Annotated in this window: 19 protein-coding genes; 7 read left to right on the plus strand and 12 right to left on the minus strand. The window is 71.9% G+C overall.

Features of this window, described 5'->3' with window-relative positions; all coding sequences use genetic code 11:
* The first annotated feature begins 84 nt into the window (after positions 1–84).
* Together SMD20_RS44780 and SMD20_RS44785 are read left to right on the plus strand one after the other, a co-directional pair.
* Positions 85–1,140 carry a sensor histidine kinase gene (locus SMD20_RS44780; RefSeq protein WP_329593450.1) on the plus strand — a complete coding sequence of 352 codons (1,056 nt, stop codon included), beginning with the start codon at positions 85–87 and terminating at the stop codon, positions 1,138–1,140.
* Positions 1,128–1,799, plus strand: coding sequence for a response regulator transcription factor (locus SMD20_RS44785; protein ID WP_329593452.1), 672 nt, complete (start codon positions 1,128–1,130; stop codon positions 1,797–1,799). Before SMD20_RS44780 ends, SMD20_RS44785 begins: the two co-directional genes overlap by 13 nt.
* Before the next feature lie 55 nt (positions 1,800–1,854).
* Here the strand turns inward: SMD20_RS44785 and SMD20_RS44790 are convergent, their stop codons facing one another.
* From SMD20_RS44790 to SMD20_RS44800, 3 genes are all read right to left on the minus strand, one after another.
* Positions 1,855–2,622: an SDR family NAD(P)-dependent oxidoreductase gene (locus SMD20_RS44790; RefSeq protein WP_329593455.1), complete on the minus strand. Its 768-nt coding sequence runs from the start codon at positions 2,620–2,622 to the stop codon at positions 1,855–1,857.
* Positions 2,623–2,647: 25 nt separating this feature from the next.
* On the minus strand, positions 2,648–3,670 hold the full coding sequence (locus tag SMD20_RS44795; protein WP_329593458.1) for a zinc-dependent alcohol dehydrogenase family protein: 1,023 nt from the start codon (positions 3,668–3,670) through the stop codon (positions 2,648–2,650).
* Positions 3,671–4,042: 372 nt separating this feature from the next.
* A complete protein-coding gene (locus SMD20_RS44800; RefSeq protein ID WP_329593460.1) occupies positions 4,043–4,645 on the minus strand; it encodes a superoxide dismutase in 603 nt (200 codons plus the stop codon).
* A gap of 181 nt (positions 4,646–4,826) precedes the next feature.
* On the opposite strand from SMD20_RS44800, the gene SMD20_RS44805 reads away from it, so the two are divergent.
* The 4 genes from SMD20_RS44805 to SMD20_RS44820 all read left to right on the plus strand — a co-directional run bounded on the left by SMD20_RS44805 (position 4,827) and on the right by SMD20_RS44820 (position 11,723).
* Entirely contained in the window at positions 4,827–5,705 is an 879-nt protein-coding gene (locus SMD20_RS44805) for a helix-turn-helix transcriptional regulator (RefSeq protein ID WP_329594751.1), read from the plus strand.
* 89 nt (positions 5,706–5,794) lie between these two features.
* Complete coding sequence (locus SMD20_RS44810; protein ID WP_329593462.1) at positions 5,795–6,781, plus strand: aldo/keto reductase; 987 nt, start codon at positions 5,795–5,797, stop codon at positions 6,779–6,781.
* Between the two features lie 122 nt (positions 6,782–6,903).
* Positions 6,904–11,022: a CHAT domain-containing protein gene (locus SMD20_RS44815; protein WP_329593464.1), complete on the plus strand. Its 4,119-nt coding sequence runs from the start codon at positions 6,904–6,906 to the stop codon at positions 11,020–11,022.
* Positions 11,019–11,723 carry a hypothetical protein gene (locus SMD20_RS44820; RefSeq protein WP_329593466.1) on the plus strand — a complete coding sequence of 235 codons (705 nt, stop codon included), beginning with the start codon at positions 11,019–11,021 and terminating at the stop codon, positions 11,721–11,723. Before SMD20_RS44815 ends, SMD20_RS44820 begins: the two co-directional genes overlap by 4 nt.
* Positions 11,724–11,742: 19 nt before the next feature.
* Here SMD20_RS44820 and SMD20_RS44825 read toward each other — a convergent pair whose 3' ends face one another.
* Together SMD20_RS44825 and SMD20_RS44830 are read right to left on the minus strand one after the other, a co-directional pair.
* Positions 11,743–13,173 carry an alpha/beta hydrolase family protein gene (locus SMD20_RS44825; RefSeq protein ID WP_329593468.1) on the minus strand — a complete coding sequence of 477 codons (1,431 nt, stop codon included), beginning with the start codon at positions 13,171–13,173 and terminating at the stop codon, positions 11,743–11,745.
* A gap of 119 nt (positions 13,174–13,292) precedes the next feature.
* On the minus strand, positions 13,293–13,721 hold the full coding sequence (locus SMD20_RS44830; RefSeq protein WP_329593470.1) for a nuclear transport factor 2 family protein: 429 nt from the start codon (positions 13,719–13,721) through the stop codon (positions 13,293–13,295).
* A gap of 87 nt (positions 13,722–13,808) precedes the next feature.
* On the opposite strand from SMD20_RS44830, the gene SMD20_RS44835 reads away from it, so the two are divergent.
* Positions 13,809–14,597 carry a helix-turn-helix domain-containing protein gene (locus SMD20_RS44835; protein WP_329593472.1) on the plus strand — a complete coding sequence of 263 codons (789 nt, stop codon included), beginning with the start codon at positions 13,809–13,811 and terminating at the stop codon, positions 14,595–14,597.
* Here the strand turns inward: SMD20_RS44835 and SMD20_RS44840 are convergent.
* The 7 genes from SMD20_RS44840 to SMD20_RS44870 all read right to left on the minus strand — a co-directional run bounded on the left by SMD20_RS44840 (position 14,588) and on the right by SMD20_RS44870 (position 24,042).
* The gene (locus SMD20_RS44840) at positions 14,588–16,261 is read right to left on the minus strand and encodes an amylo-alpha-1,6-glucosidase (RefSeq protein WP_329593473.1); all 1,674 of its coding nucleotides are present in this window, start codon (positions 16,259–16,261) and stop codon (positions 14,588–14,590) included. The genes SMD20_RS44835 and SMD20_RS44840 overlap by 10 nt on opposite strands.
* Before the next feature lie 20 nt (positions 16,262–16,281).
* Positions 16,282–17,988 (minus strand): hypothetical protein, encoded by a 1,707-nt coding sequence (locus SMD20_RS44845; protein ID WP_329593474.1) that lies wholly within the window; start codon positions 17,986–17,988, stop codon positions 16,282–16,284.
* 5 nt (positions 17,989–17,993) lie between these two features.
* A complete protein-coding gene (locus tag SMD20_RS44850) occupies positions 17,994–19,904 on the minus strand; it encodes a glycoside hydrolase family 127 protein (RefSeq protein WP_329593476.1) in 1,911 nt (636 codons plus the stop codon).
* A gap of 19 nt (positions 19,905–19,923) precedes the next feature.
* Complete coding sequence (locus tag SMD20_RS44855) at positions 19,924–20,730, minus strand: carbohydrate ABC transporter permease (RefSeq protein WP_329593478.1); 807 nt, start codon at positions 20,728–20,730, stop codon at positions 19,924–19,926.
* Positions 20,727–21,677, minus strand: a complete 951-nt coding sequence (locus SMD20_RS44860) for a carbohydrate ABC transporter permease (protein ID WP_329593480.1) — start codon at positions 21,675–21,677, stop codon at positions 20,727–20,729. The genes SMD20_RS44855 and SMD20_RS44860 overlap by 4 nt, the downstream gene beginning before the upstream one ends.
* Positions 21,678–21,681: 4 nt before the next feature.
* On the minus strand, positions 21,682–22,947 hold the full coding sequence (locus SMD20_RS44865) for a sugar ABC transporter substrate-binding protein (protein ID WP_329593482.1): 1,266 nt from the start codon (positions 22,945–22,947) through the stop codon (positions 21,682–21,684).
* Positions 22,948–23,013: 66 nt separating this feature from the next.
* Positions 23,014–24,042 carry a LacI family DNA-binding transcriptional regulator gene (locus SMD20_RS44870; RefSeq protein ID WP_329593484.1) on the minus strand — a complete coding sequence of 343 codons (1,029 nt, stop codon included), beginning with the start codon at positions 24,040–24,042 and terminating at the stop codon, positions 23,014–23,016.
* Positions 24,043–24,394: the final 352 nt, after the last annotated feature.

The raw sequence follows: 24,394 nt of genomic DNA on the forward strand, positions 1-24,394 counted from the left end.
CCCGCACCCGAGGTGGGATTTCCCGCCCGCGAAGGTAGGGCTGGGCCTACCGTGTGACCGATGATCGGCAGGCAGACTGGCGGGGTGAGCAGAGTCAGGAGGGGGTTGATCGCCGCGGCCGGGGTGCCGCTGAACGCGATCACGGGTGTGGCTGTGGTCCTCGTCTGGGTGCCGGCCGTCCGCGCGGCTCTCGTCTCGCTGGAGCGAGCGTGGGCGGGAGCGGCGCTGGGCCGGGCCGTCCCCGCGCGTGAGCCCGGCGGCCTGCGGGTGCCGGCCTGGCTGGTGATCAACGCCGTCGTCGGCCCGGCCCTCCTGATGGCGGTGGCCGCCCTGGTGAACACCCTGGGTGTCATCCTCTCCCTGCGGCCCGCCGTCAACGGGCCGAGCGTGGCCTTCACGCTCAGCCTGGCGCTGCTCACCCTCTCGGCACTCGCCCTGGTCGTTGCCGCGCTCATGGGACTGGCCGAGGCCAGGCTCGCCGAACTGCTCCTCGGCAGGGATGGCTCGCTGGCCCAGCGGGTACGGGAGCTGACCGCCTCCAGGGCCGCCGCCGTCGACGCGCGGGCCGCCGAACTGCGCCGGATCGAGCGCGACCTGCACGACGGCGCCCAGGCCAGGCTCATCGCCGTACGGATGAGCCTCGGCCTGGCCAGGAGCGCCGACGACCCTGCGCAGGCCCGCGAGCTGATCGAGGAGGCCTGGGAGTCGGCCGGACAGGCCCTCGCCGACCTGCGCGATCTGGTGCGCGGCATCCACCCGCCCGTGCTCGCCGACCGCGGCCTGACGGGCGCGATCGAAGCGGCCGCCCTCCTCTGCCCCGTCCCGGTCGCCACGGACCTCGTCCTGACCGGCCGCCCCGAGCCGCCGGTCGAGTCCGCGCTCTACTTCGCCGCGGCCGAGGCCATGTCCAACGTCACCAAGCACAGCCAGGCCACCCGTGCATGGGTACGCCTGCGCCACACCGGCCACGGCCTCCGCCTGGTCGTCGGCGACGACGGGCACGGCGGCGCGGACCCGGCGGCGGGCACCGGGCTGCGCGGGATCGCGGAACGCCTGTCCGCCTTCGACGGCACGCTGACCGTGCAGAGCCCGCCGGGCGGACCGACCATTCTCACCATGGAGCTGCCGTGCGCGTTGTGATCGCCGAGGATCTCGCCCTGCTCCGCGACGGCCTGATCCGGCTCCTGTCGGCGCACGGCTTCGAGGTCGTCGAGGCGGTGGACAACGGCCCCATGCTCCTGACGGCTCTCGTGGAGCGGACCCCCGACGTGGCCGTCATCGACGTACGGCTCCCGCCCACCTTCACCGACGAGGGCCTGCGCACCGCCCTGGAGGCCCGGCGCCGCCGGCCGGGGCTCCCGGTGCTGATCCTGTCGCAGTACGTCGAGCAGCTCTACGCCCGCGAACTCCTCTCGGACCGGTCGGGCGGCATCGGATACCTCCTGAAGGACCGCATCGGCGATGTGGCGGAGTTCGTCGAGTCGGTACGCAGGGTCGCCGGCGGCGGCACCGCCATGGACGCGGAGGTGATCTCACAGCTCCTGACCCGCCGGTCGAGGGACGAACCCCTGGCCGAGCTCACCGCCAGGGAGCGCGAGGTCCTCGCCCTGATGGCGGAGGGCCTGTCCAACCTGGCGATCGCGGCCCGCTTCGGCGTCACGGACAAGGCGATCGGCAAGCACACCAACAACATCTTCGCCAAACTCGGCCTGCCGCCCTCCGACGACCACAACCGCCGCGTCATGGCCGTCCTCGCCTACCTCCAGGCGGGCCAGGGGTCTTCGGTTGATCAGCTGTAGGCTGCGCGCGTGGGGAGCGACCCCGGACCGCTCTCGACCGCACGAGCGGGCGCGGTCAGCGGGCGACGTAGCCGCCGTCGACGGGCAGGGCGACGCCGACCACGAACCCGGCTCCGGGGCTGCACAGCCACAGGACGGCCTGGGCGATCTCCTCGGCGGTGCCGAGCCGGTTGATGGGCTGGTTCGCTTCGGCTTCCGCACGGTCGAGCTCACCCTTGGCGATCATGTCGCTGACCATGGGGGTGTCGATGGTGCCGGGGCAGACGGCGTTGATGCGGATGCCGCGCGGCGCGTACTCGATGGCGGCGCTCTTGGTGAGTCCGATGACGCCGTGCTTGGTGGCGTGGTACGAGGCCCGGCCGGGGAGGCCGACGAGCCCGCCGAGCGAGGAGCAGTTGACGATGGCGCCGCTGCCTCGGGCGCGCATGTGCCGCAGCTCGTGCTTCATGCTCGCCCAGACGCCGCGCAGGTTGACGGCGTTGACCCGGTCGAACACCTCGACCGGCTCGTCGGCGGCGTCACAGGGCGGGATCTGGATGCCGGCGTTGTTGTACGCCATGTCGAGACGGCCGAAAGTCTCGACGGTCCGGTCGACGGCGGCGGCGACCTGCTCCTCGTCGCCGACGTCGCAGTGGAGGGCCAGAACCCGGTGACCGGCGCCGGCGAGGTCCTTCGCCGCGGCGTCCAGCGCCCGCGCGTCGACGTCGGTGAGGGCGACGGCGGCCCCGGACTCGGCGAAGGCGCGGGCCGTGGCCAGCCCCATCCCGGAGCCGGCTCCGGTGACGAAGGCGACCTGCCCCGTGAAGTCGTAGACGGGATTCATGGCGTGGTTTCTCCTCGGCGGGCGGTCAGGGGCGGAGCAGGGTCTTGATGGCGCGACGTTCGTCCATCGCCCGGTAGCCCTCGGCCGCCTGCTCCAGCGGCAGGGTCAGGTCGAAGACCTTGCCGGGGTCGATGGTGCCGTCGCAGATCAGCTCGATCAGCTGTGGCAGGTACTGGCGTACCGGTGCGGGGCCTCCGTGCAGGTGCACCAGGGAGAAGAACAGCTCGTCGCCCGGCAGCGCGACATCATGCGAGACGCCGACGAAGCCGACGTGGCCGCCAGGGCGGGTGGAGCGGATGGCCTGCAGCATCGACTCCTGGGTGCCGACCGCCTCGATGACGCTGTGCGCGCCGAGCCCGTTCGTCAGCTCCTTGATCTTCTCCACGCCCTCGTCGCCGCGTTCGGTGACGATGTCGGTGGCGCCGAAGGAGCGGGCCAGCTCCTGCCGCGGGGCGTGGCGGCTCATCGCGATGATGCGTTCGGCGCCGAGCTGCCCGGCGGCCAGTACGCCGCACAGGCCGACGGCGCCGTCACCGACGACGGCGACGGTCTTGCCGGGCCCGGCCGCGGCGGCGACGGCGGCGAACCAGCCCGTGCCCAGCACGTCGGAGGCGGCCAGCAGGCTGGGCACCAGGCCGGGGTCCGGCATGCCGGGCGTCGCCACCAGCGTGCCGTCGGCCAGCGGGATCCGCGCCAGTTCCGACTGGGTGCCGATGGTGCCCATCAGCACCCGCTGCACGCATGCGCACTGGTAGCCGGATCGGCAGATCTCGCAGGTGTTGTCGGAGGCCCAGAACGAGCCGACCACGAACTGGCCCGGCCTGAGGGTCCGGACCTCGCTGCCGACCTCCTCCACGACGCCGACGTACTCGTGGCCCATCGGCGTCGGCCCGTCGGTCTTTTCCACGCCGCGGTAGGGCCACAGGTCCGAGCCGCAGACGCAGGTCGCGCTCAGGCGGATGATCGCGTCAGTCGGCTCGATGATCCGCGGGTCCGGGCGGTCCTCGACGCGGACGTCGCCCGGGGCGTAAAGAACTGCTCCACGCATGGTGGTCTCTCCTTCACTATTTGTCTCAGCGGCGGGTGCTGGAGCGCGCGGTGGAAGGGCAGCTCGTTGAACATGGCCTGAGCTCCGTTCGGCATCCGCGTCTCCCTCCTCGAATCCCCTCGGCTTCCCGGGAACGGCCCGGACGGTCCCCGCATCAGCGGAGAATGGCCGCTGCCCGGGCATTGCTTTGCTGACAACGCCCAGGAAACCGGCTCCGTCTCGCGTCTGGGAGGTCGGGTTTATCGGGGGGACAAGCTCCACCCCCTTCCGCCCGTGCACGCCGGCCCCGGAGCGCGGCCGCGGCGGTGGATCTCGGCGCCCGCTCCGCCCTGGCGACCAAGCTGATGGCGGGCGGGCGCCGAAGTCATGAGGTCAGGCGCCCTTGGCCGCGTGGTAGCGGGCGATGACGTCGTTCCAGTTGATCAGGCCCCACAGCTTTTCCACGTAGTCCGGGCGCACGTTGCGGTACTGCAGGTAATAGGCGTGCTCCCAGGCGTCGAAGACCAGCAGCGGGGTGGTGTTCATGCCGACGTTGCCGTGATGGTCGTAGACCTGCTCGACGACCAGGCGGCGGCCGAGCGGTTCCCAGGCCAGCACGCCCCACCCGGAGCCCTGCACGGTCGTGGTCGCCGTGGTGAGCTGCTTCTGGAAGGCCTCGAAGGAGCCGAAGTGCTCGACGATGGCATCGCCGAGCTCGCCGTCAGGGCGGTCGCCGCCGTCGGGCGACAGGTTCTGCCAGAAGATCGTATGCAGCACGTGGCCGGAGAGATTGAAGGCGTAGGTCTTCTCCAGGCCCACGAGGCCGCCGAACTCGCCCTTGTCGCGGGCCTCGGCGAGCCTCTCCAGGGTGTCGTTGGCGCCCTTGACGTAGGCGGCGTGGTGCTTGGCGTGGTGCAGTTCCAGGATCTCGCCGGTGATGGCGGGTTCCAGGGCTGCGTAGTCGTAGGGCATGTCAGGCAGTGAGTAATGACCCATCGGTCTGTCCCCTCGTGCGCCGTAGTTGCAAGTTATATGCAACAACACTAATACCGCAATAAGGGGAAGATGGTCTTGACCCTGCATCGGACCGGGCGGGTGGGGGAGGGACCCTCGTCCCGGGTACTCGCCTTACCTCCTTCACCGCTGCCGCGCTGCCTACCCTGGGGTCATGAGCCAGATCGACCATCGTGCCGAGGTCCGCGAGTTCCTCAGCTCGCGGCGGGCGCGCATCACTCCCGAGCAGGCGGGACTGCCCGCCTATGGCGGCAACCGCCGGGTGAAGGGACTGCGGCGTGAAGAGGTCGCGATGCTCGCCGGCGTCTCCATCGACTACTACGTCCGGCTGGAACGCGGGAACCTGTCCGGCGCCTCCGACAGCGTGCTGGACGCGTTGGCGCGCGCGCTGCAGCTGGACGAGGCCGAGCGTGAGCACCTGTTCGCTCTGGCCAGGGCGGCCGGGCCGGGTCGGCGCCGCCGCGCGACCCCGACCAGGGTGCGGCCGGTGGTCCAGCAGGTGCTGGACGCCATCACCGAAGCCCCGGCCTGGGTACGCAACGGCCGCCACGACATCGTCGCGATGAACCGGCTGGCCCGCGCCCTGTACGCGCCCGTCCTGGCCGACCCGCGCCGCCCGGCCAACACCACCCGGTTCCTCTACCTCGACGAGGCCGCGCGCGAGTTCTTCGTCGACTGGGACCGGATCGCCAACGACGCCGCCGCGATGCTCCGCCTGGAGGCCGGCCGCAACCCGCAGGACCGGGCGCTGATCGAGCTGGTCGGCGAGCTGTCGACGCGCAGCGAGCTGTTCCGGCGGCGCTGGGCCTCCCACGACGTGCAGTACCACCGCAGCGGCATGAAGCGGCTGCGCCACCCGGTGGTCGGCCGGCTCGATCTGGACTTCGAGTCGATGGAGCTGCCGTCCGATCCCGGCCTGAATCTGAACGTCTACACCGCGGCCCGCGGCACCCCCACCGCCGACGGCCTGAAGCTGCTCGCCAGCTGGGCGGCCACCCAGGACCTCGCCGAGGTCCAGCCGGCGGCCCCGGACCCGAGCTGACCCGCCCCGCCTCGCTGTTCCTCGACCACCGAGACCCGGCCGTGGCCGGCCGGCTCGGCAACATCCGCCTCACCGACTGAGAGGTGACCATGCACACCAGGACACTCGGACAGGACCTGCAGGTGTCGGCCGTCGGGCTCGGCTGCATGGGCATGTCCCAGAGCTACGGCCCGAATCCGGGCACCCGCGACGACATGATCGGCGTGATCCGCTCCGCCCTGGACGCCGGGGTGACCTTCCTCGACACCGCGGAGGTCTACGGCCCGTACCACAACGAGGAACTCGTGGGCGAGGCCATCGCCCCGATCCGGGACCGGGTGCAGGTCGCCACCAAGTTCGGCTGGGACATCCAGGGCGGCAGGTCAGTCGGCCTGAACTCCCGGCCCGAGCAGATCCGCAAGGTCGCCGACGCCTCGCTGCGGCGCCTCGGCACCGACCGTATCGACCTGTTCTACCAGCACCGCGTCGACCCGGCCGTGCCGATCGAGGACGTCGCCGGCGCCGTGGGCGAGCTGGTACGGGCGGGCAAGGTCCGGCATTTCGGCCTGTCCGAGGCCTCGGCCGCCACCATCCGCAAGGCTCACGCCGTGCACCCGGTCACCGCGGTGCAGTCCGAGTACTCGTTGTGGACCCGCGACCCCGAACCCGAGGTGCTGCCCGCCTGCGCCGAGCTGGGGATCGGCTTCGTACCGTTCAGCCCGCTGGGCAAGGGGTTCCTGACCGGCACGGTCGACGCGCACGCCTCCTTCAGCGAGGGGGACATCCGGGCGACGATCCCGCGCTTCGACGCCGAGCACCTGCCCGCCAACCAGGCCCTGGTGGATCACGTGCGCGCGCTGGCCGAGGCCAAGGGCGTCACGCCGGGGCAGCTCGCGCTGGCCTGGCTGCTGGCCCAGCAGCCCTGGATCGTGCCCATCCCCGGCACCCGCCGCCTGTCCCGCCTGCGGGAGAACGCCGCCGCCACCGAGGTGGCGCTGTCCGCCGACGAGCGGGCCGACCTGGACGTTCTGGCCGCGCGCGTCGGCGTTTCCGGGGATCGGTACGGCGAGGCGCACCTGAAGATGGTCGGCCGCTGAAGCCGGACGATCGGTCCCGGCCCTGGCCCCGGAGCGGTCCCAGCCGCGCTCATCGTTGTCCGCGGCGCGCCGGCTTGCCACAATGGCGATGACCCGAGGGAGGCGACCCGCAGGGAGGCGCCATGGCCGGGGACAGTGCGAGTCAGGCCATCTCGCGCGGCGACGCCCTGCTGGAGCAGGGCGATCTCGATGGGGCCGAAGCCGCATACCACCAGGCACTGACCGCCGACCCGGGCTCGGCCGAGGCGCTCTACAGCCTGGGCTGTGTCGCCTCACATCGCGCCGACCATGCTGCCGGCCTCGACTGGGCCCGGCGAGCCATCGCGCTGGACCCGGCCCACCGCGGCGCCCGGGCTCTGGCCGGCAACTCGCTGCTGGGTCTCGAACGCTACGCCGAGGCGCTGGAGCACCTGCACGCGGTCCACGAGGACCCGCCGGGCGGCATCCACGCCCAGATCGCTCTCTGTCACGAGGGCATGGGGGATCTGGAACGTGCCGAGCTGGAGTTACGCGCCGTCCTGGAGCGGGACGTCACCTACCAGACTCGCCACCACCCCATCGCCGTGTACGACCAGTCGCCCTTCTGGGCCGACCTGCACGCTCACCTGGCCCGCGTGCTGCGGCGGCGCGGCGCTGACGAGGAGGCCCGGCTTCACTACCACCTGGCCAAACGTATCGACCCGACCGTCGAGCTCGATCCCGGCTATCTGGAGGTCATGCGGCGGGAGGACCTGGAGGACCATCCGATCGACCGGCACAGAGAACGGCACTGGCTGGACGAGCTCGACCTGAGCGGCCTGGGTGAGCTGGCGGAGCCGGTCCGCAGGCTCCTGGGCCTGGCGCACTCGGCTGACGCCGGCGAGCTGACCGCCGCGACGGCCGCTCTCGGCGATTCCGTACGCACCGACCTGGTGGATCCGGTCGTCGCGCTGATCAGGGCCAGGCAGGAGGCCGGCGACTTCTCGCTCTCGGCCAGGCTCCGTGCGGTGGGTGACCTGCTGGTGGGAGAGGACGGGAGCGAGCTGTTCACGGCGGTGACCTCCAGCGGGTGGCGAAGGCTCCTGGAGGCGGCCGAGCGGCTGCACGCCCAGGAGTGGGACGAGGAGCAGGCACTGGCCGCCGCGGCGGCGGAAGCTCCGGTAGGCGTACCGGATCTGCTGCTCGCCCTGGTGCGCCGGTTCGTCGGCGTCGATCCCGTGACTGGGCTCCCGCTCGCCCGGGTGGTGGCCGCGGCGCTCGGCGCGTACGAGCTGACCCCCGACGCGCTGGCCGCCCTGCTGATCACCGCCGAGGCCTGGCGGGACAGCGGCGACCTGATCGCCGCGGAGCGGACGGCCGTCATCGTCGCCGAGGAGGCCGAGCCGGGCGAGACCTTGCTGTCCGCCCTGGACCTGCTCAGCCGCGTCCAGCACGAACGCGGGCACGAGCACCGCGCCGTGGCCACCCTGCAGCGCTATGTCGAGGAGGCCGACCGCTCCGGCGACCTGGACAGGCGCCTGCGCAGCCGCTACAACCTCGCGGTGAGCCTCGGCGCGAGCGGGCAGCCCGAGCTCGCGCGTGAGGTCGCCGCCGAAGGGGCCGCGATGGCCGCACCCGGCTGGGCGGCGGCCGACTTCGACCAGCTCCTGGCCTGGATCGCCGGCACGCCGGCCGAGCCCGGCGAGGCGTCCGAGGCACTGTGGGACAGCGCCTTGTCCCTCGTCGACCAGGGCAGGAACGACGAGGCTCGCGAGATTCTGACGGAGCTGCTCTCATCGCTGCCCGCTCACCGGGGGCGGGAACGCGCCACCATCCACCTCCAGCTCGCCCGCCTGCACGACCGGCACGAGCCGGCCGAAGCGGACCTGCGGCGCGCGCTGGCCGAGGCGATCCGCGTCGATGATCCGCAGCTTGAGCTCGCCGTCCGGCAGTCCTTGAGCGAGCTGCTCCTCGACGTCGATCCCGACGCGGCCGTGCACCATTACGGCCGTGTCGTACGCCTGCAGGCCCATCTGGCGGGGGAGCCGAGCCCTGCCGAGAGCGCTCTGCGGGAGGCGGCGGACCCGGAGGCGGCCCTGGCCCGCATGACCGCCGAGCTGGAGACGATGAGCTCCCCGGGCGTGCGGCGGCGGGCCGCGGTGACCGTCGGCATGGCCGCCATCGACCTGAACCGGCCGGAGCTCGCCGAGGAACCTCTCCGCCTGGCGATCGAGCTGGCCTCGAGCGGCGACTGGGCGGACGCCGACGACGAGATGGCCGCCAGGATCGCGCTGGGCACGGCCTACCGTTGGACGGGCCGCTATGACGAGGCGATCGAGCACTACGAGGCGGCCCTGCGGGTGGCCGAGCGCTTCGGGGAAGAACTACAGATCGCCGATATATCCGGCAGGCTCGGGATCGTCCTGCGCTACGCGGACCGGCTGGACGAGGCGGTAGCGGCCTACGAGCGCGCCTGCGACCTGCTGCGACGTTACGACCGTGCGCTGGGCCTCGCGACGAACCAGATGAACCTGGCCTCGGCGCTCTTCCTGCTCGGCCGCCGCGCTCAGGCGATGGCGACGGCGGCCGACGCGCTGGGGGAGTTCGAGCTGCTGGGTGAGCGGGAGTGGGCACTGCGCACGCTGACCCTGCTCGCCACGTACCTGAGCTCAGCGGACGAGCTGCCGCCCAGGATCGTCCAGGCCCTGCGGGAGGGCGCCGCCCAGTCGTCGGATCCGCTGCTGCTCGGCTGGAGCTGGAGTGACCGGGCGCTCCGGCTGCTGGACGAGGGAGACATCGCCGGCGTCGAGCACGCCATGGGACAGGCGATCGAGGTCCACCGTGGCCGCGACCGCTACAACGAGGCGAGGGCCCTGCTCAACCGCGCAGGCCTGCTCGGCCCGTACCGGCCGGAGGTGGCGCTCGCCGACGCCCGTGCCGCGCTGGAGATCGCCCGATCCATCGGCCAGGAGACGCTCGCCGCCGACGCCGAGAGCGAGCTGCTCCGTCTGGCCCTGGCCCGTCGCGACGCCTCCTCCGTCGAGAAGCACCTCGGCTCGCTGACCGCCCGCTGGACCCGCCTGCGGCGGAGCCTGCGCACCGACCGCGACCGGGTGTCCCTGGCCGCCGAGGCGGCCGGCCTGACCAAGGCAGCCGCCGCGTACTACCTCGACGAAGAGGAGTTCGGCCGCGCCGCGCAGGCTCTTGACCAGTCGCGGGCGCTCGCTCTGGCCGATCTGCTGGCCACCCGCCTTACGGACGACGTCCCACCGATTCAGGCGAAGGCGTTGCTCGGGGAGCTGCCTGTCCCCACTCTCGCCGTCTCCCTCGACCACCTCGGCGACCGGCTCGTCCTCGGTCTCCTTCGCGCCGGCGACCCGGCTCCCCGTTTCGTGGACAGCCCGCTCGGCCTGGCCGAGGTGACCCGGCTCCTCGCCGACTTCGACCAGGAACTGGTCGGGTACGGCGGGCACGGCGCGCAGACCTGGCCGCGAACGTTGCGGCACCTGCTGCGTCCCGCGCTGGAGGAGCTCGCATCCGGCGAGCAGGTGCTCTTCATGGCCGAGGGCGATCTCCAGCGGCTCCCGCTGCACGCCGTGCTCGAAGGGGCTCCCGCCTTCTACGCGCCCAGCTTCGCCACCCTCGCCCTGGCCAGGGCCCGCCCGCCCCGCACCTCCGCCGTCCCGCTGGTGACGGTGGGCGTCGCCTTCCCGGACGAGGCCAGGGCGGTGGCACTGACCTTCGAAGGCGGCAGGTGCATGTCCGGCCGGCACTTGAGCAAGGAGGACGTACGCGAGGCCGTGGCGGAGGCGGCCGTCGTGCATTTCGCCTGTCACGGTTACTTCGACACCCAGAACTTCACCGACTCCGGCCTGTTGTTACGGGTCACGCAGGATCCGGTACGCGAGGAGATCCTCTCCCTGCGCGACCTGGCCGACTGGCGGCTGCACGCCGACCTGGTCGTGCTCAGCGCCTGCGAGACAGGGCTGGGCCAGGTGGTGCCCAGTGACTTCCTCGGGCTCAGCCGGGGGATGCTGGCGGCGGGGGCCAGGGCCGTGCTGGCCACGTTGTGGCCGGTCGACGACACCCGCACCCAGGCGCTCATCCTCGACCTCTACCGCCAGATGGCGCGGCAGCGCCGCGAGCGCGGCCGCGTCGACGTGGCCGCGGCGCTCGCGGCGGCTCAGGCGCGGGCGCGCGAGAGTCTCCCGCTCTACGACTGGGCGGGCTTCAAACTGATCGGCTGGCCTTTGCTCGACCTTGCCAAGGAAGGCGCCCCATGACCGCAGAGGAACCGCTGTTCGCCACCTTCGACCTGGCCCCGCTCGACACCCGGGGCCGCCGCTCGTGGGCCGCCGAGCAGGTATGGCAGACCGCGCGCCGCAAGCGCAACCGCATCGCTCTCGGCGTGCCGCGCTGGACCGCGAAGGGCGCCGGCGAGTGGTCGCTTGAGCTCGACCTGACCCTGCTGCCCGATGAGGGCTGCCGCTTCCGCTCCGCGGAGCTCTCGCTGAGCCTGCCCGGTGCCGTGCTGCGTGAGCTGGAGCCGATGGAGATCCAGGAGCAGGAGACAGTCGTCACCGAACGGTCCGGCGCGCTGCGCGCGACGCTGGAGCTGCCCGTGGGCCCGCTCTCTCCCGGCGTGGAGGCCGAACGGGCCAGCTCGCGCCGCACGGAGCTGACCAGGACGCTGGTGAGCCTTTCCGCCTTCGGCATGGGCACGAGCACCGCGGGGTGGCGCTTGCGGCTGACCGACGCGCGCGAGATCCCGATGAGCACCACCGGGATGCGGGCGCTGGTCTCGGCGGGGGAGACGGTCAGCGGCGAGATCGCCTACTCGGTGGTGGCGCAGATCGAGGTGCTCACCGCTGTGGACCGGTGGCTCACCGCGGTGTTCACGCCATCGCCTGGCGGGCTGCGCTGCTGCCAGACTTTCCCGCCCGAGACGGGGCGGGACCTGCATCGGGACCAGACCGCCCGCTAGACCCCCGGAACGTGGCCGCTCACAGGACGGTCAGATGGCCGTACCTGGACAGGGCCGCGGCCAGGTCGCCGGATGCGCCGCGGAGTGCGGCGTCGAGGAAGGCGGCGGTGGCCTCCGCGGTGATGCGTGGCCCGGCGGTCCGGCCGAGGGAGCCGACGAGCGTGGGCAGCGGCGGCAGGAAGAGCGGAGCGTCGGTGAAGGTGAGGTGTGCCGAACCGGGGACGGTGAGCCGGTAACCCGTCGCGGTGCTGAGCTGGAGCACCCGCGTGAGGCGAGGGATGTAGTCCGGCTCCTCGCCCGGCTTCACGTCGTGGGTGAGCGCGAGCACGGGCTGGTCGAACGGTTGCGGTGCGGGGTCTCGCGGGAAGCCGTCGATGTCGATGACGGCTGCGAACCGGGGGTCCTGGCGGGCCGCCTGCAGGGCGGCGGCGCCCCCGAGGGAGTGGCCGGTCGCCGCGGCCCGGTGGATGTCGAGCCGCCCGGTCAGCAGGCCCGGGATCTCACCCCGGTCCAGGCGGCCGAGCTGGGTGAGGACGAAGCTGAGGTCGGCGGCCCTGACCGCTGTCCAGCCGGCCGCGCGCCTGTCGTCCTCCGCCTGGTCGCCGGTGGACGCGACACGGGTGCGGATCGTCCGGCCGTCCGTGAGGGTGACGACGGCCGAGTCGTACGGGTGGTCGAGGGCCGCCACGACGTAGCCGCGGCCGGCCAGTTCCTCGGCCCAGGCGGTGCTTTGGGTGCGCACGCCGCCGAGCCCGGGCGAGAACAGCACCACGGGGAACCGGCCGCCTCCGGCGGCCACTGGGGCATCGGGCACGGAGCGCGTGTGGGCGCGTGCCGCCTCGTCGAGAACGAAGCGCGGAAGGCCAAGGTAGTCGGCCTCGCCGCGGGCGACGAGCCGTGCCTCCTGCGCGGTACGGCCCAGGTACCACGCCCGCCGGGCGGCAGGGTCGCGCTGCGTGGGGTACCAGAGCTGGACGACGACCGTCCGCTTGTCATCGGTCCGGGACGTGGCGGTTTCCGCTCGGCCGGGGTCGGTCCACTGCACGACGGTGGTGCCGGCGGCGTAGGCGCCCGATGGCTCGGGGAACACGGGCCGGGGCAACGCCCACGCCGCCGCCGCGCCCGCGAGAATCAGCGCCAGACATGCCGCCGACGCCGGCAGGGCCTGCCACCACCGAGCCCGCCGCGCGGGCCGCCCGGCACGCCGCCTCAGCAGGGAGGGAGCGGCGAACGTCAGCGCGATGGCCCCGCCCGCGAGGACGGGTACGAGTTGCCAGCGGATTCCGAGCACGGCCAGCACGATCGCGGACACCGCGAGGGCCGCCGCGCCGGCCCACGTCGAGGGCCGGCGCGCGCCGGGCGGCAGCCAGCGGGCCAGCACCAGCACGACGGCGGCCGCCAAGGCGAAGAGCTCGGCGAGGGACAGGCCGAAGAATACGGTCACAGTCATGGTGATCACCGTGCCGGAGTGACCTCAGCCGGACATCGGCCCCGATGCGGAAAGTTGTGCGCGACCTCGGTATGACCTCCTGCGACCGGTCTGCGACCGGGGTCGCAGGGCCCCACTGGTCAGCGAATCTCCCACCATGTGAGGTTGGCGGCCGCCTGGGACGCCGGCTCGATGATCTCCCATGCCTCGGCGATCAGGCCGTCGTCGAGCCGCCAGACGTCGACGACCGTGATCTCCGGCCCGCCGCCGGGCAGCCGGCGCCGCGAATGCATCACGACGTGGTCGCCGTCGGCCAGCACGTGCTGGATCTCGACCTGCATCCCGGCGGTCGGGACGAGCGCGGCGCTCACGGCGGCCAGCCATTCCAGCTTCGTCTGGGAGGTCGCGTCCGGGCGGTGGTGGAGGAAGTCGTCGCTCAGCAACGGCGCGAGCGCGTCGACGTCGCCGGTGGCGACCAGGGCGGTCAGCGCTTGCTGGACGATGCTCTTGTTGTCGTGGCTCTTGTTGTCGCGGCTCTTGTTGTCATGGGTCACGTTCTGTGTGGTCACGGGCAGCAGTGTTTCCAGCGCCGGGATATTTGTCGATGAAATCGCATTTCATGGCGTTCGGTCCGTTGATGAGTAGCATCGTGACCCATGGACACGGTGGGGGAGTTGCTGCGGCAGTGGCGGCATCGCCGGTGCCTCAGCCAGCTGGATCTCGCGATCGCCGCCGACGTGTCGGCTCGTCACGTCAGCCTGGTGGAGACCGGCAAGTCCCGCCCGAGCGCCGAGATGATCGTGCGCTTGGCCGAGCAGCTCGACGTGCCGTTGCGCGAGCGCAACCGGCTGCTGCTGGCCGCCGGTTTCGCGCCCCGCTACGCCGAGCGGCCTCTCGACGAGGAGGCGCTGGCGGCGGCCTGGGGCGCGATCGAACGGGTGCTGCGCGCGCACGAGCCGTATCCGGCGCTGGCCGTCGATCGCCGGTGGAACATCGTGATGAGCAATCGCGCCATCGACCCGTTCCTCGCCGGCGTCGCCCCCGACCTGCTGGCCCCGCCGGTCAACATGGTGCGGATCGGGCTGGACCCGCGCGGGCTGGCCCCGCACCTCGTCAACCTGGCGCAGGTGCGTGCGCTGCTGCGTACCCGGATCGCGCGGCAGCTCGCCACGGCTCCCGATCCCGGGCTCACCGCGCTCTACGAGGAGTTCCTGGCCCCGCACGCGGGGGACGCGAGTCAGCCGGTCGACTCCGAGATCGCCATCCCGATGATCTTCCGCTTCGGCGGGCGGGAGCTGCGGCTGTTCTCGACGACGACCACGTTCGGCACCCCGATGGACATCACCCTGGACGAGGTCTCGATCGAGTCGTACTACCCGGCGGACGCCGGCAGCGCCGCCTACTTCACCGCGTCAGGCGTCGCCGGACCCCCGCATCACGCATGAGGTGAGGACGCGGTTCGCCTCTCGTGGGCGGCGGCCAGGTGGAGGTAGGCGGCGGCCGTCCACGTGTAGGCGCGATCGCGCAGGCCCTGGCCGGTGCGGGCGTCGAAGTTCTCGGCGAACCCCGACCGCTCGCACAGCGCGCGGAAGCGGGCGCTGATCTCGTCGGCCAGGTCCGGGTATCCGGCGCGGCGCAGCCCGTCCTCGATCAGTACGGTCGAGGGCGCCCAGATGGGGCCGCGCCAGTAGCCGTCGTCCAGGTAGTGCGGCGAGTCCGGCAGCTCGGTCGCCAGCCCGTACGCGGTCAGGTGCCGCTCGATCGCGGCGGCCAGCGCCGCGCGGACGGGACGCGGCAGCTCCTCTCCCAGCACGATCGGCATGAGGTCGAGCAGGCTGGAGCTGGACCAGGTACGTCCCGACAGCACGCCACGGGCGACGAACCGTTCGCCGTCCCACAGCTCGGCGAGCAGCGCGTCGCGCATCCGGTCGGCCTGCGCGCTCCACCGGGCGGAGGCGTCCGGGCCGGGGGCCAGGCGGGCCAGTTCGCGCAGCTGGAGGATGAGGAAGGCGGCCAGGTCGGCGCTCTGCACGACGCGTTCGGGGTCGAAGGTGGTGGCGTTGTCCCAGCCGCTGTCGTTGCCGTGCTGGTAGTGCGGCAGCTCGTGACCGGGGACGCGGCGGGCGGTGAGCCAGAAGGTGGTCCAGCGTTCCAGCAGCGGGTAGACGTCCGGCGCCGCGGGAAGGTGCCGCAGGGCCCAGCCGTGGATGGGGGGTTTGACGAAGTTGTAGAGGATCTCGGAGTGGGTGACGGAGTCGGGGAGCGCGCCGGAGGCATCCTGGTGGTCGAAGGGGAGGCGGTACTGGTCCCAGGCCAGGCCGGGCAGACCCCCGGCGACGGCGATGGCGTTGAAGCAGTGGTCCCAGCTCCACACCTTGTCCATCCAGTGCTTCGACATCAGCACCGCCGGGCGGGTGACGAACCCGGCGGGGCGCACGGTCGCCGACCACAACACGTAGGCGGCCAGTTCGGCGGCGGGCGTCCGGTCGCCGCGCCACGGCGCGACCGCCTGCGCGAACGCGTCGAACTCCGCCCGTGCCGCCTTGACCACCTGGTCGAAGGGGTCCTTGGCGGTGTAGGGGGCGCGGGCGGTCTCGTACTCCTCGATGGCGATCTCCCAGTCGCCGCTCAGGCGGATTCCCCGCTCGGCGGCGCCGAGCACCTGCGCGCCCAGGTGCTCGGCCCGCCCGCCGAGCAGGGTGATCCGGTAGCGGCGGCCGGTCTGGTAGAGGGTGAAGACGTACGAGCCGTCCACGGGGTCCTGGTAGAAGTACGGGCCGCTGAACGGCGTCAGGACCGGGTCCGCGGCCAGCACGCGCAGCACGGCGCCGCGGCCGCGCACCCGCACCGTGTCCACGCTCTCGTAGGCGAGCTCGATCAGGCGCTCACCGTCTCGCCAGGTGAGCCGATGGGGGGTGGCCGTGATGGCGGCGGCGGTCTCGGGCATCAGCTTCATGACCGCGTGCATGCCGGTCTGGTGCGAGACCAGATGCACCTCCTCCGCGTAGGTCCCTTCCGCCACCACGGGCGAGAAGCCGAACCACGATCCGTGGTAGCTGAACGGGATCTCCCACAGGGAGAACACCGGGCCTGAGGCGGCGACGGTCATGGAGCCGAGGTCCTTTCGGGTCAGGTGAGGTGGATGTAGTCCAGCTCGGCGTAGCCGGTGCCGCCCGCGAAGTGCGGCGACCCCTTGGCCAGGCGGATGACGTTGTAGCCCGCCCGCAGGTTCACCGTGGTGCTGACCGTGGCGCCGAACTGGCCCCACGCGGCGGTCGGCGGGTAGCTGACGGTGGTCCAGGCGCCGCCGTTGTAGGCCAGGCCCTGGGTGGCGGTGGCGCCGGTGGCGTTCGCGTAGCCGATGGTCATCGTGTACGCGCGGGCGGCCGGCACGTTGACGACGAAGTCGACGTAGCTGTCGGTGCGCGGGGTGCCGGAGTTGTCGATGCGGCCGACGTATCCGCCGCCCGACGCGCTGGAGGAGGTCAGCCGCTGGGCGCGGAACACCGAGGCGTTCTCGGCCTCGTAGCGCTGCTGGTACGCCGGGACGCCGGAGACCGGCTCGACGAGGAGCTGGTAGGCGCTGGTGGCGACCATGTTCGGCACGGACACGCTGAGCTGCCCGTTGCTGACCGTACGGGTCGTGGTGGAGACCGTGGCGGGCGCGGTCACGGCGGTGAAACGGCCGCTGGACGGGGTGGACAGCAGGGTGACGCGGACGCTGGAGCCGAGCGCGCCGAGGCCGGTGAGGTTGACGGTGTTGGTGCCCGCCTCGTTGCCGAAGACGACGTTGACGATCCTGCGGGTGGCGTCGTAGGCGGCGAAGCCGTCCAGGGAGGTCGAGTTCGTGGTCGTGGTGACCATGGAGCCGGCCATGTCGCCGTACCACTTGTACAGCCACCAGGTGCCGGTCGGCTGGTTGTTGTTGACGACGAGGCCGTTCATGGTGCCGTACTCGTACCAGAAGGCGCGGTGCGCGGACTCGACGCCGCCGCGTTCGAGTTTGGCCACGTAGCTGGCGATCCGGCCGGGGACGTCCACTTCGGCGGGGGCGGCGTACTCGTTGATGGAGATGCGGCGCGGGCTGATGCCGAGCGAGGACTCCAGGTTGCGGTAGTCGGCGATGTCGGCGGCGATCCGGTCGGGGTTGCTCAGTTCGTGCCAGCAGATGATGTCGGGCAGCGTGCCGGTGTCGCGGGCGCGGGTCAGGAACGCCTGCATCCACGACCGGTTGTACGTCGCCGTGCTGGGGCCGACGATCGGCGTGAGCGGGTCGAGCGCGCGGACCGCCTGGTGCGTACGGACCCAGCCGTCGTTGAAGTTGCCGGCGGCGGCGGTGTTCCAGGTGTAGTCGGGCTCGTTCCAGAGCTCCCAGCCGAGGACGTTCGTGACGGTGGTGGCCGCCAGCCGGGCCCTGACCATGGTGTCGACCTTGGCCAGCCAGTCGTTCCAGCTCACCCAGCGGTAGGGGAAGTCGGGGTAGATGTCGGGCATGCGGATGTACTGGCCGGCGCCGACGCGGTCGGCCTGCGGGGCGATCAGCAGCGAGTCGCCGCCCGGCGGCTGGCCGTTGGGCCGCTGGCCGACGCCGGGGGCGGGCTGGGTGAGCGAGTTGACCTTGATCGGCAGGAGGGTGGAGTCGGCCGGGCGGGAGTTCTCCGCGAGGCCGTAGAGGCCGCCGGAGGCGGCGTGGGTGACCGGGCGGAAGGGCTGGGCGACGTTGACGGTCAGCGTCGCCCCGGCCGCCGCGGCCGGGGGTGTGCCGGTCACCAGGCCGGCCACCACGGTGGCGGCCGTGGTGACCAGGGCTAAGGCGAGCACTCGGGTGCGGGACATGGACGTCACTCTCCTTGTGTGGGGGGCTGAGCAGAGGAGACGGGCAGGAAGAGGCGCATGCTCGACGGCCCGCGCCGCGCCCACCCGTGGTAGGGCGCCAGCCGTACGTCGAACCACTCGCCGGGGGCGGGCCCGGCCGGGCCCGGGGGATAGGGCCAGGGCCTGGCGGCGAGGTCGAGCACCCGGCCACGGACCACCGCGCCACCGGGAACGGCCCGGGGAACGGCACGGGGATCGACGACCAGGGAGTCGAGCCCGCCGGGATCGGGCAGGTCGCGGGACTCCAGACACAGCACCTCGGGCCCGCGTTCCACCGCCACGCACCCCCGTACGGCGTCGATGCGCGGGTCGGGCCAGGTGAAGCGGGGCTCCATGGGCAGGTCGAGGACGATCTCGTCGCCGGCGCGGAAGGCCCGTCGCACGCTCACCAGGCCGGGCTCGGCCGGGCGGGCCCGGCCGCCCTCGGTCAGAGTGGCTCCCGCGGCCCAGGCGGGGACGCGCAGGGTGAGCGTCCAGGGCGTGCCGGCGTCGGCCGCGATCCTGACGCGGACGGTCCCGCTCTCGGGATAGGCGGTCTCGACGTCCACGGACACCGGCCGCCCGTCCGGCAGTTCGGCGCGGATCTCGCAGGGCGCGTACTGGTGGATCCGCAGGCCGTCGTCGTCGCTGGTGGCGAGGTAACCGTGCAGGCCGGCCAGGGTGCGGGCGACGTTCGTCGGGCAGCAGGAGACGTCGAACCAGGCGGCCCGCACACCCCCTTCGGCGCGCGGGCTCACCTCGTCAGGATCGGCCGGCCTGCCGGGAACCCGCTGGTGGAGGGGGTTGGCGTAGAAGAAGGCCCGGCCGTCGGCGCTCGGGGAGGTCGCGACGACGTTGTAGAGCGTGCGCTCGATGAGGTCGGTGTAGCGTACGTCGCCGGTGGCGAGGTGCAGCCGCCAGGAGACCATGATGGAGGCGACTCCGGCGCAGGTCTCGCAGTAGGCCCGGTCGGGAGGCAGCTCCCAGTCCTCGCCGAAGCCTTCGTCCTGGTGGCGCGAGCCCATGCCGCCGGTGATGTAGGTGCGGCGGGCGACCGAGTGCTCCCACTGGCGTTCCACGGCGCGCAGCAGCTCGTCGTCGCCGCGCTCGACCGCGACGTCGACCGCCGCGGCGGCCAGGTAGAGCGCGCGGACGGCGTGGCCGCGCCACACCTCCGCCTGCCTGATCGGGACGTCGTCCTGGAAGTACGCCCGCCCCAGCGGGATGTCCCTCAGCCTGCCGTGACCGCGGCGGTCGAGGAACAGGCGGGCCTGCTCGACGTAGCGCTCGTCTCCCAGGGCGCGGCCGAACTCGGCCAGGCCGACCTCGATCTCCGGATGGCCGCAGATCCCGTCGATGCCGCCGGGGCCGAAGGCACGGCACACGTGGTCGGCGGCCCGCCGCGCGATCCGTACCAGGTCGTCCTCGCCGCGGGTGCGCAGCCGGGCGACGGCGGCCTGGAGCAGATGCCCGGTGTTGTACAGCTCGTGGCCCATCTCCAGGTCGCTGTAGCGCGGCGGCTGGTCACCGTGGCCGAAGCAGGTGTTGAGGTACCCGTCCGGGTCCTGGGCGCGGGCGACGCGGGCGGTGAGCCGCTTGATCGCCGCCTCCGCCTCCGGGTCGCCGGTCCTGGCGCTCTCCCAGGCCAGGGCCTCCAGCAGCTTGTAGACCTCCGAGTCGGAGAACGACCAGCCGGGACGGCCGGGCCCGGTGGTCCCGTCGGCGACCCGGTCGAAGTTGGCCAGCCAGCCGAGGCGCTCCATCCACGCTTCGCAGTGGGCGAGCGTCGCCGTGGCGTTCACGGCCTGCCGCTCGCCCCAGAACCCGCCGGTGAGCGTGACCTGCGCGAGCCCGAGGGGGCGTGCCCGGCCGTGTGACGGCAGCACGGGGCTGGTCATATGGTGAAAACCCTTTCTTTCAGTCCTTCACGGCGCCCGCGGTGACCCCGGCGGCGATGTAGCGCTGCGCGAGGACGAGAAGGAAGGCCGCGGGAAGCGACGCGATCACGGCGGTCGCCATGATCGAGTTCCATTGCGTGGTGTTGTTGCCGATGTAGCGGAAGATGCCGAGCGTGATCGGGATGACGTCGCTGTTGCGGTTGAGCGTCGAGGCGAAGATGAAGTCCGACCACGCCCACAGGAAGGCGAAGAGCGACACGGTGATCACCGAGTTGCGGCTGAGCGGCAGCACGATCGACACGAACGTCCGCCAGGTGCTCGCCCCGTCGATCTGCGCCGCCGCCATGACCTCGGCGGGAATGCCCGCCATGAACGCCCTGAACAGCAGCACCCCGAACGGCACGGCCAGCGTCGAGTCGGCCACGATCAGGCCGGGTACGGTGTTGAGCAGCCCCAGCCTGATGTAGATCGCGTAGAAGCCCATGGCCATGACGACGCCGGGGATCATCTGCGCGACCAGCAGCAGGAAGTCGATCGTCCGCCCGCCGCGCGGGCGCAGCTTGGCCAGGGCGAACCCGGCGGGCAGGGACACCGCGAGCGTGAGCGCGACCGTGCCGAGGCCGATGAAGAGGCTGGTGGCCAGGGCGGGCAGCTGCTGGCCGAACGCGGCGGCGTACCCCTCGAACGTGGGGTCCCACGGGAACCAGTGGGGCGGGTCGGCCCGCATGTCACTGGTCTTGGTGAGCGAGACGTTGAACATCCAGTAGACGGGAAAGAGCATCACGCCCACCAGGACGACGCCCACGACGGTTCTCCACGCTCTCATGCCGTCTCCTCCTGCAGGCGCACGTGGGCGAGCCCGGCGGCGAAGGCGATGAGGATGAGCAGGTTGCCGACGGCCGCCGCCGGGGAGAAGTCGGGCTGGCCGGTGCCGAACGCCTCGCGGTACGACCAGATGGCCAGCGTCGTGGAGGCGTCCGCGGGGCCGCCCCTGGTCATGATCCAGATGATGTCCACGACCTTGAGCGTGTAGATCAGCCCGAGCAGCAGCGTGATCATCGACACCGGCCGCAGCAGCGGGAACGTGATGCGGCGGAACCGCTGCCATGCCCCGGCCCCGTCCAGCCCGGCCGCCTCGTACAGGTCGGCGGGGATGTTCTGCAGCCCGGCGTACAGGATCACCAGGTTGAACGGGACGCCGAGCCAGATGTTGGCGATGGTGACCGCCAGCAGCGAGGTGTCCGGGGAGGTCAGCCAGTTGATCTGCCCGATGCCGAAGGCCCGCAGCGCCGCGTTGACGATGCCGTTCTCGCTGTTGAGCATCCACGACCAGGTGGACGCGGACACGATCAGCGGCAGCAGCCACGGCACGAGGAACATCGCGCGCAGCGCCGCCGAGAGGCGGAAGTTGCGGTGGAAGAAGACCGCGAGCGCCAGCCCGATGGCGTACTGGGCGGCGATGGAGCCCAGCGTGAACAGCGCCGTGTTGCCGAGCGCGCTCAGGAACGCGTCGTCGGAGAGGATCCTGACGTAGTTCTCCAGGCCGGTGAACTCCGGGTCGCCCTGGATGAAGGCGCGCGGCGTGTAGTCGTGCACGCTCAGCTCGATGTTGCGGTAGAGCGGATAGGCGTAGAAGAGGAGCAGGTAGACGACGAGCGGGGCGAGGAAGGCGGCGGCCGTCCACCGCTGTGCCCGCCCGTGTGCCCGCCCGCGCGGGGGAGCTGCCCGCACGGCTCCCCTCGCCGCGACCGTCCCGGTGCGAAGTGACGTCATGGGATCAGTTCCCGGTGGCCTGCTTCGCCTGCGCCTGCGCCTCCTTGAGCGCGTCGGCGGGGCTCGCCGAGCCGCTCAGTGACTTCTGCACGCCGGTCCACAGCGCCTCGGAGATCTTCGGGTAGTCGGTGCCGAGGTTGTCACTGGTCCGGCCCTTGGCGCTGCGCACGGCCTCCACCCACGGCTTGAGCGTGGCCTCCTTGGCGAGGATGGCCTCCTGGCCGGCGGCCGTCGAGGGGATGTAGTACGCGAACGTGGTTCCGGTCTCCACCAGGCCCTCGGGCGTCGTCATGCATTCGAGGACCTTCTTGGTGACGGCGTACCTGGCGGTGTCCTTCTGCACGGGGACGGTGATGAACTCGCCGCCCGTGGGCGTGGGGGCGACGCCGCCGTCCTTGCCGGGGATCTGCACGACGCCGGTCGGGAAGTCCGCCTTCGCGGCGCTGTTGATCTGCCAGGTGCCGTTCTCGGCGAAGGCGAACTCGCCGGTCAGGAACTCCTCCCAGGTGGTGTTCTGCGAGTTGCTGATGACCGAGTTGGGGGCGATGCCGTCCTTGACCCACGAGGTCCACAACGTCAGCGCCTCGACGGCCTGGGGCGAGTCGAGCTGGGTGAGCTGCGCGCCGGCGCCCCAGAACCACGGCAGGAACTGGAAGGAGCCCTCCTCCGTGCCGATGGCGGCGAAGGTGATCGGCTTCTTGCCCGCCGCCTTGACCTTCTTCAGCGCCGCGTCGAACGAGGCCCAGTCCTTGATCGTGGCCGGGTCGACGCCCGCCTCGTCCAGGATCTTCTTGTTGTAGTAGAGGGCGAGGGTGTTCGCGCCGATGGGGATGCCGTACGTCTTGCCGTCCAGTTCGCCGGCGGCGATGAGGTTCTTGTCGAACCTGGAGGTGTCGAGGCCGAAGTCGGCCATCGCGGTGAGCATCCCGGCGTCGGCCAGCGTCGAGACGGCCGGGTTGTCCAGGAGGATGACGTCGGGCGCGTTGCCTTCCTGACCGGCCAGGAGCGCCTGGTTGGTGAGGGCGGTCGTGTCGTAGGCGGTGCGCTGGATGGTGACGCCCGCCTGCCGGCCGCAGGTGTCGACCCGCTTGGCCCAGGCGGAGTTCGCGTCGTGCTGCGGGTACGGGTCCCACCAGGTGTACGCGCCGCTCGCGGCGGCGGCGGTGGCGGAGGAGGCGCCGCTCTGTGGCGGCGTGGAGGCACAGGCGGCCAGGGCCAGGACGGCGGTTCCGAAGACCGCCGCCCTCGTGGACACCGACGGACGGTTCATCGATTGCTCCAATGTTAACGCTCCCATTGCGAGCGTGCGGTACGTGTGGGGGGTCAGGGGGCGGTGCTAGCGGGAGTGCGGCCTCGGGGGAGCGGTGCTGCCCCGATCGGCCAGTTCGGGCGAGATGAAGCGCACCACGAACGGCTCCTTCCTGGCCGCCGTGGACTCCACGCGGCGCACGAGCTGGCGCACGGCCATGGAGCCGAGGCGGTCGGGTGCGCTCTCGATGAACGAGTAGGGCAGGGAGAAGGTCGCGGCGAAGTCGGCGGAGTAGCGGCCGATGACCGACAGGTCCTCCGGCACCCGCTGCCCTCGCTGGTAGGTGACCGAGGGCAGCGCCGCCGCGACCGCCTCGTTGTTGATCAGCAGGCCCGTCGCCGCCGGGTAGGCGTCGAGCAGGCCGTTGAGCAGGCGTCCCACGGCGGGTTGCCGGGACTCGCCGTAGACGGCGTGCAGGGTGAGGCCGAGCTGACGGGCGCGGTCGAGCGCGGCGTCGCGCAGGCGCCACACGTACGCGCCGCCCCGCTCGACCACGTGCTCCGGATGGGAGATCAGGATGAGCTCGCGGTGGCCGAGCCGGTGAAGGTGGTCCACCATCACCCGCCCGGCCTCCTCGAAGTCCAGGTCGAACACGTCGAGCCCCGAGCAGTCGCCGGGCAGCCCGACCAGCGCGCCCGGCTGCGGCGCGGCGCGCAGGATGGGCAGCCTGGCGTCGTCCTGGGCGATGTTCATGAGCACGACGCCGTCGACCATCCGGGAGTCGGTGATGCGCCGCAGCGCCCGCACCCCGTCGGCCTCGGTGACCAGCAGCGTGTCATAGCCCAGGTCGCGGGCGGTGTTCGTGACGCCCAGGATGTACTGCAACATCGCGGGCGCGAACTCGTCTTCGTGGAACTGGGCGAGCAGACCGAGGACCTTGGTCTGGGCGGTGGCGAGCGCGCGGGCGCCGGCGTTCGGCGTGTATGCGAGCGCCTCGGCGGCGGCCAGCACCCGCCGGCGCACCTCCTCCGAGATGGGCCGCTTGCCCGACAGCGCGTACGACGCCGTGCTGCGGCTCACCCCGGCCTCCCGGGCCACGTCTCCGATCGTCGCCACTCTCACCTCCTGATCGTTCGAACCGGTTCGACGATTGCGTTGCACTGCTCCCTTGCATCATCGCCCCGAAGTCGCCTTCTTCCTGGAGATGGGCAGGCTTACGTCACGCCGACGGCATCCTGCGATCACCGGAGCGAGCGAACCGGTTCAACGATGTCGCTCGACTGTCGCTCCCCGCAGGCGGGACGTCAAGACCGCCCACAACCGGCGATACCGAATCGTGATTTGTCGGAAACACCGGAGGATCACCCCATTGACGGGCGGAGCGGAGCTACGTAACCTACGCGAAACCCTCGGTTGCGTCGCTGCTCTGCTCCCACCGCCTTGTTAGCGCTCACATCTCAGGGACATC

Source organism: Nonomuraea sp. LP-02, assembly GCF_036289125.1.
GTDB classification, from domain to species: domain Bacteria; phylum Actinomycetota; class Actinomycetes; order Streptosporangiales; family Streptosporangiaceae; genus Nonomuraea; species Nonomuraea bangladeshensis.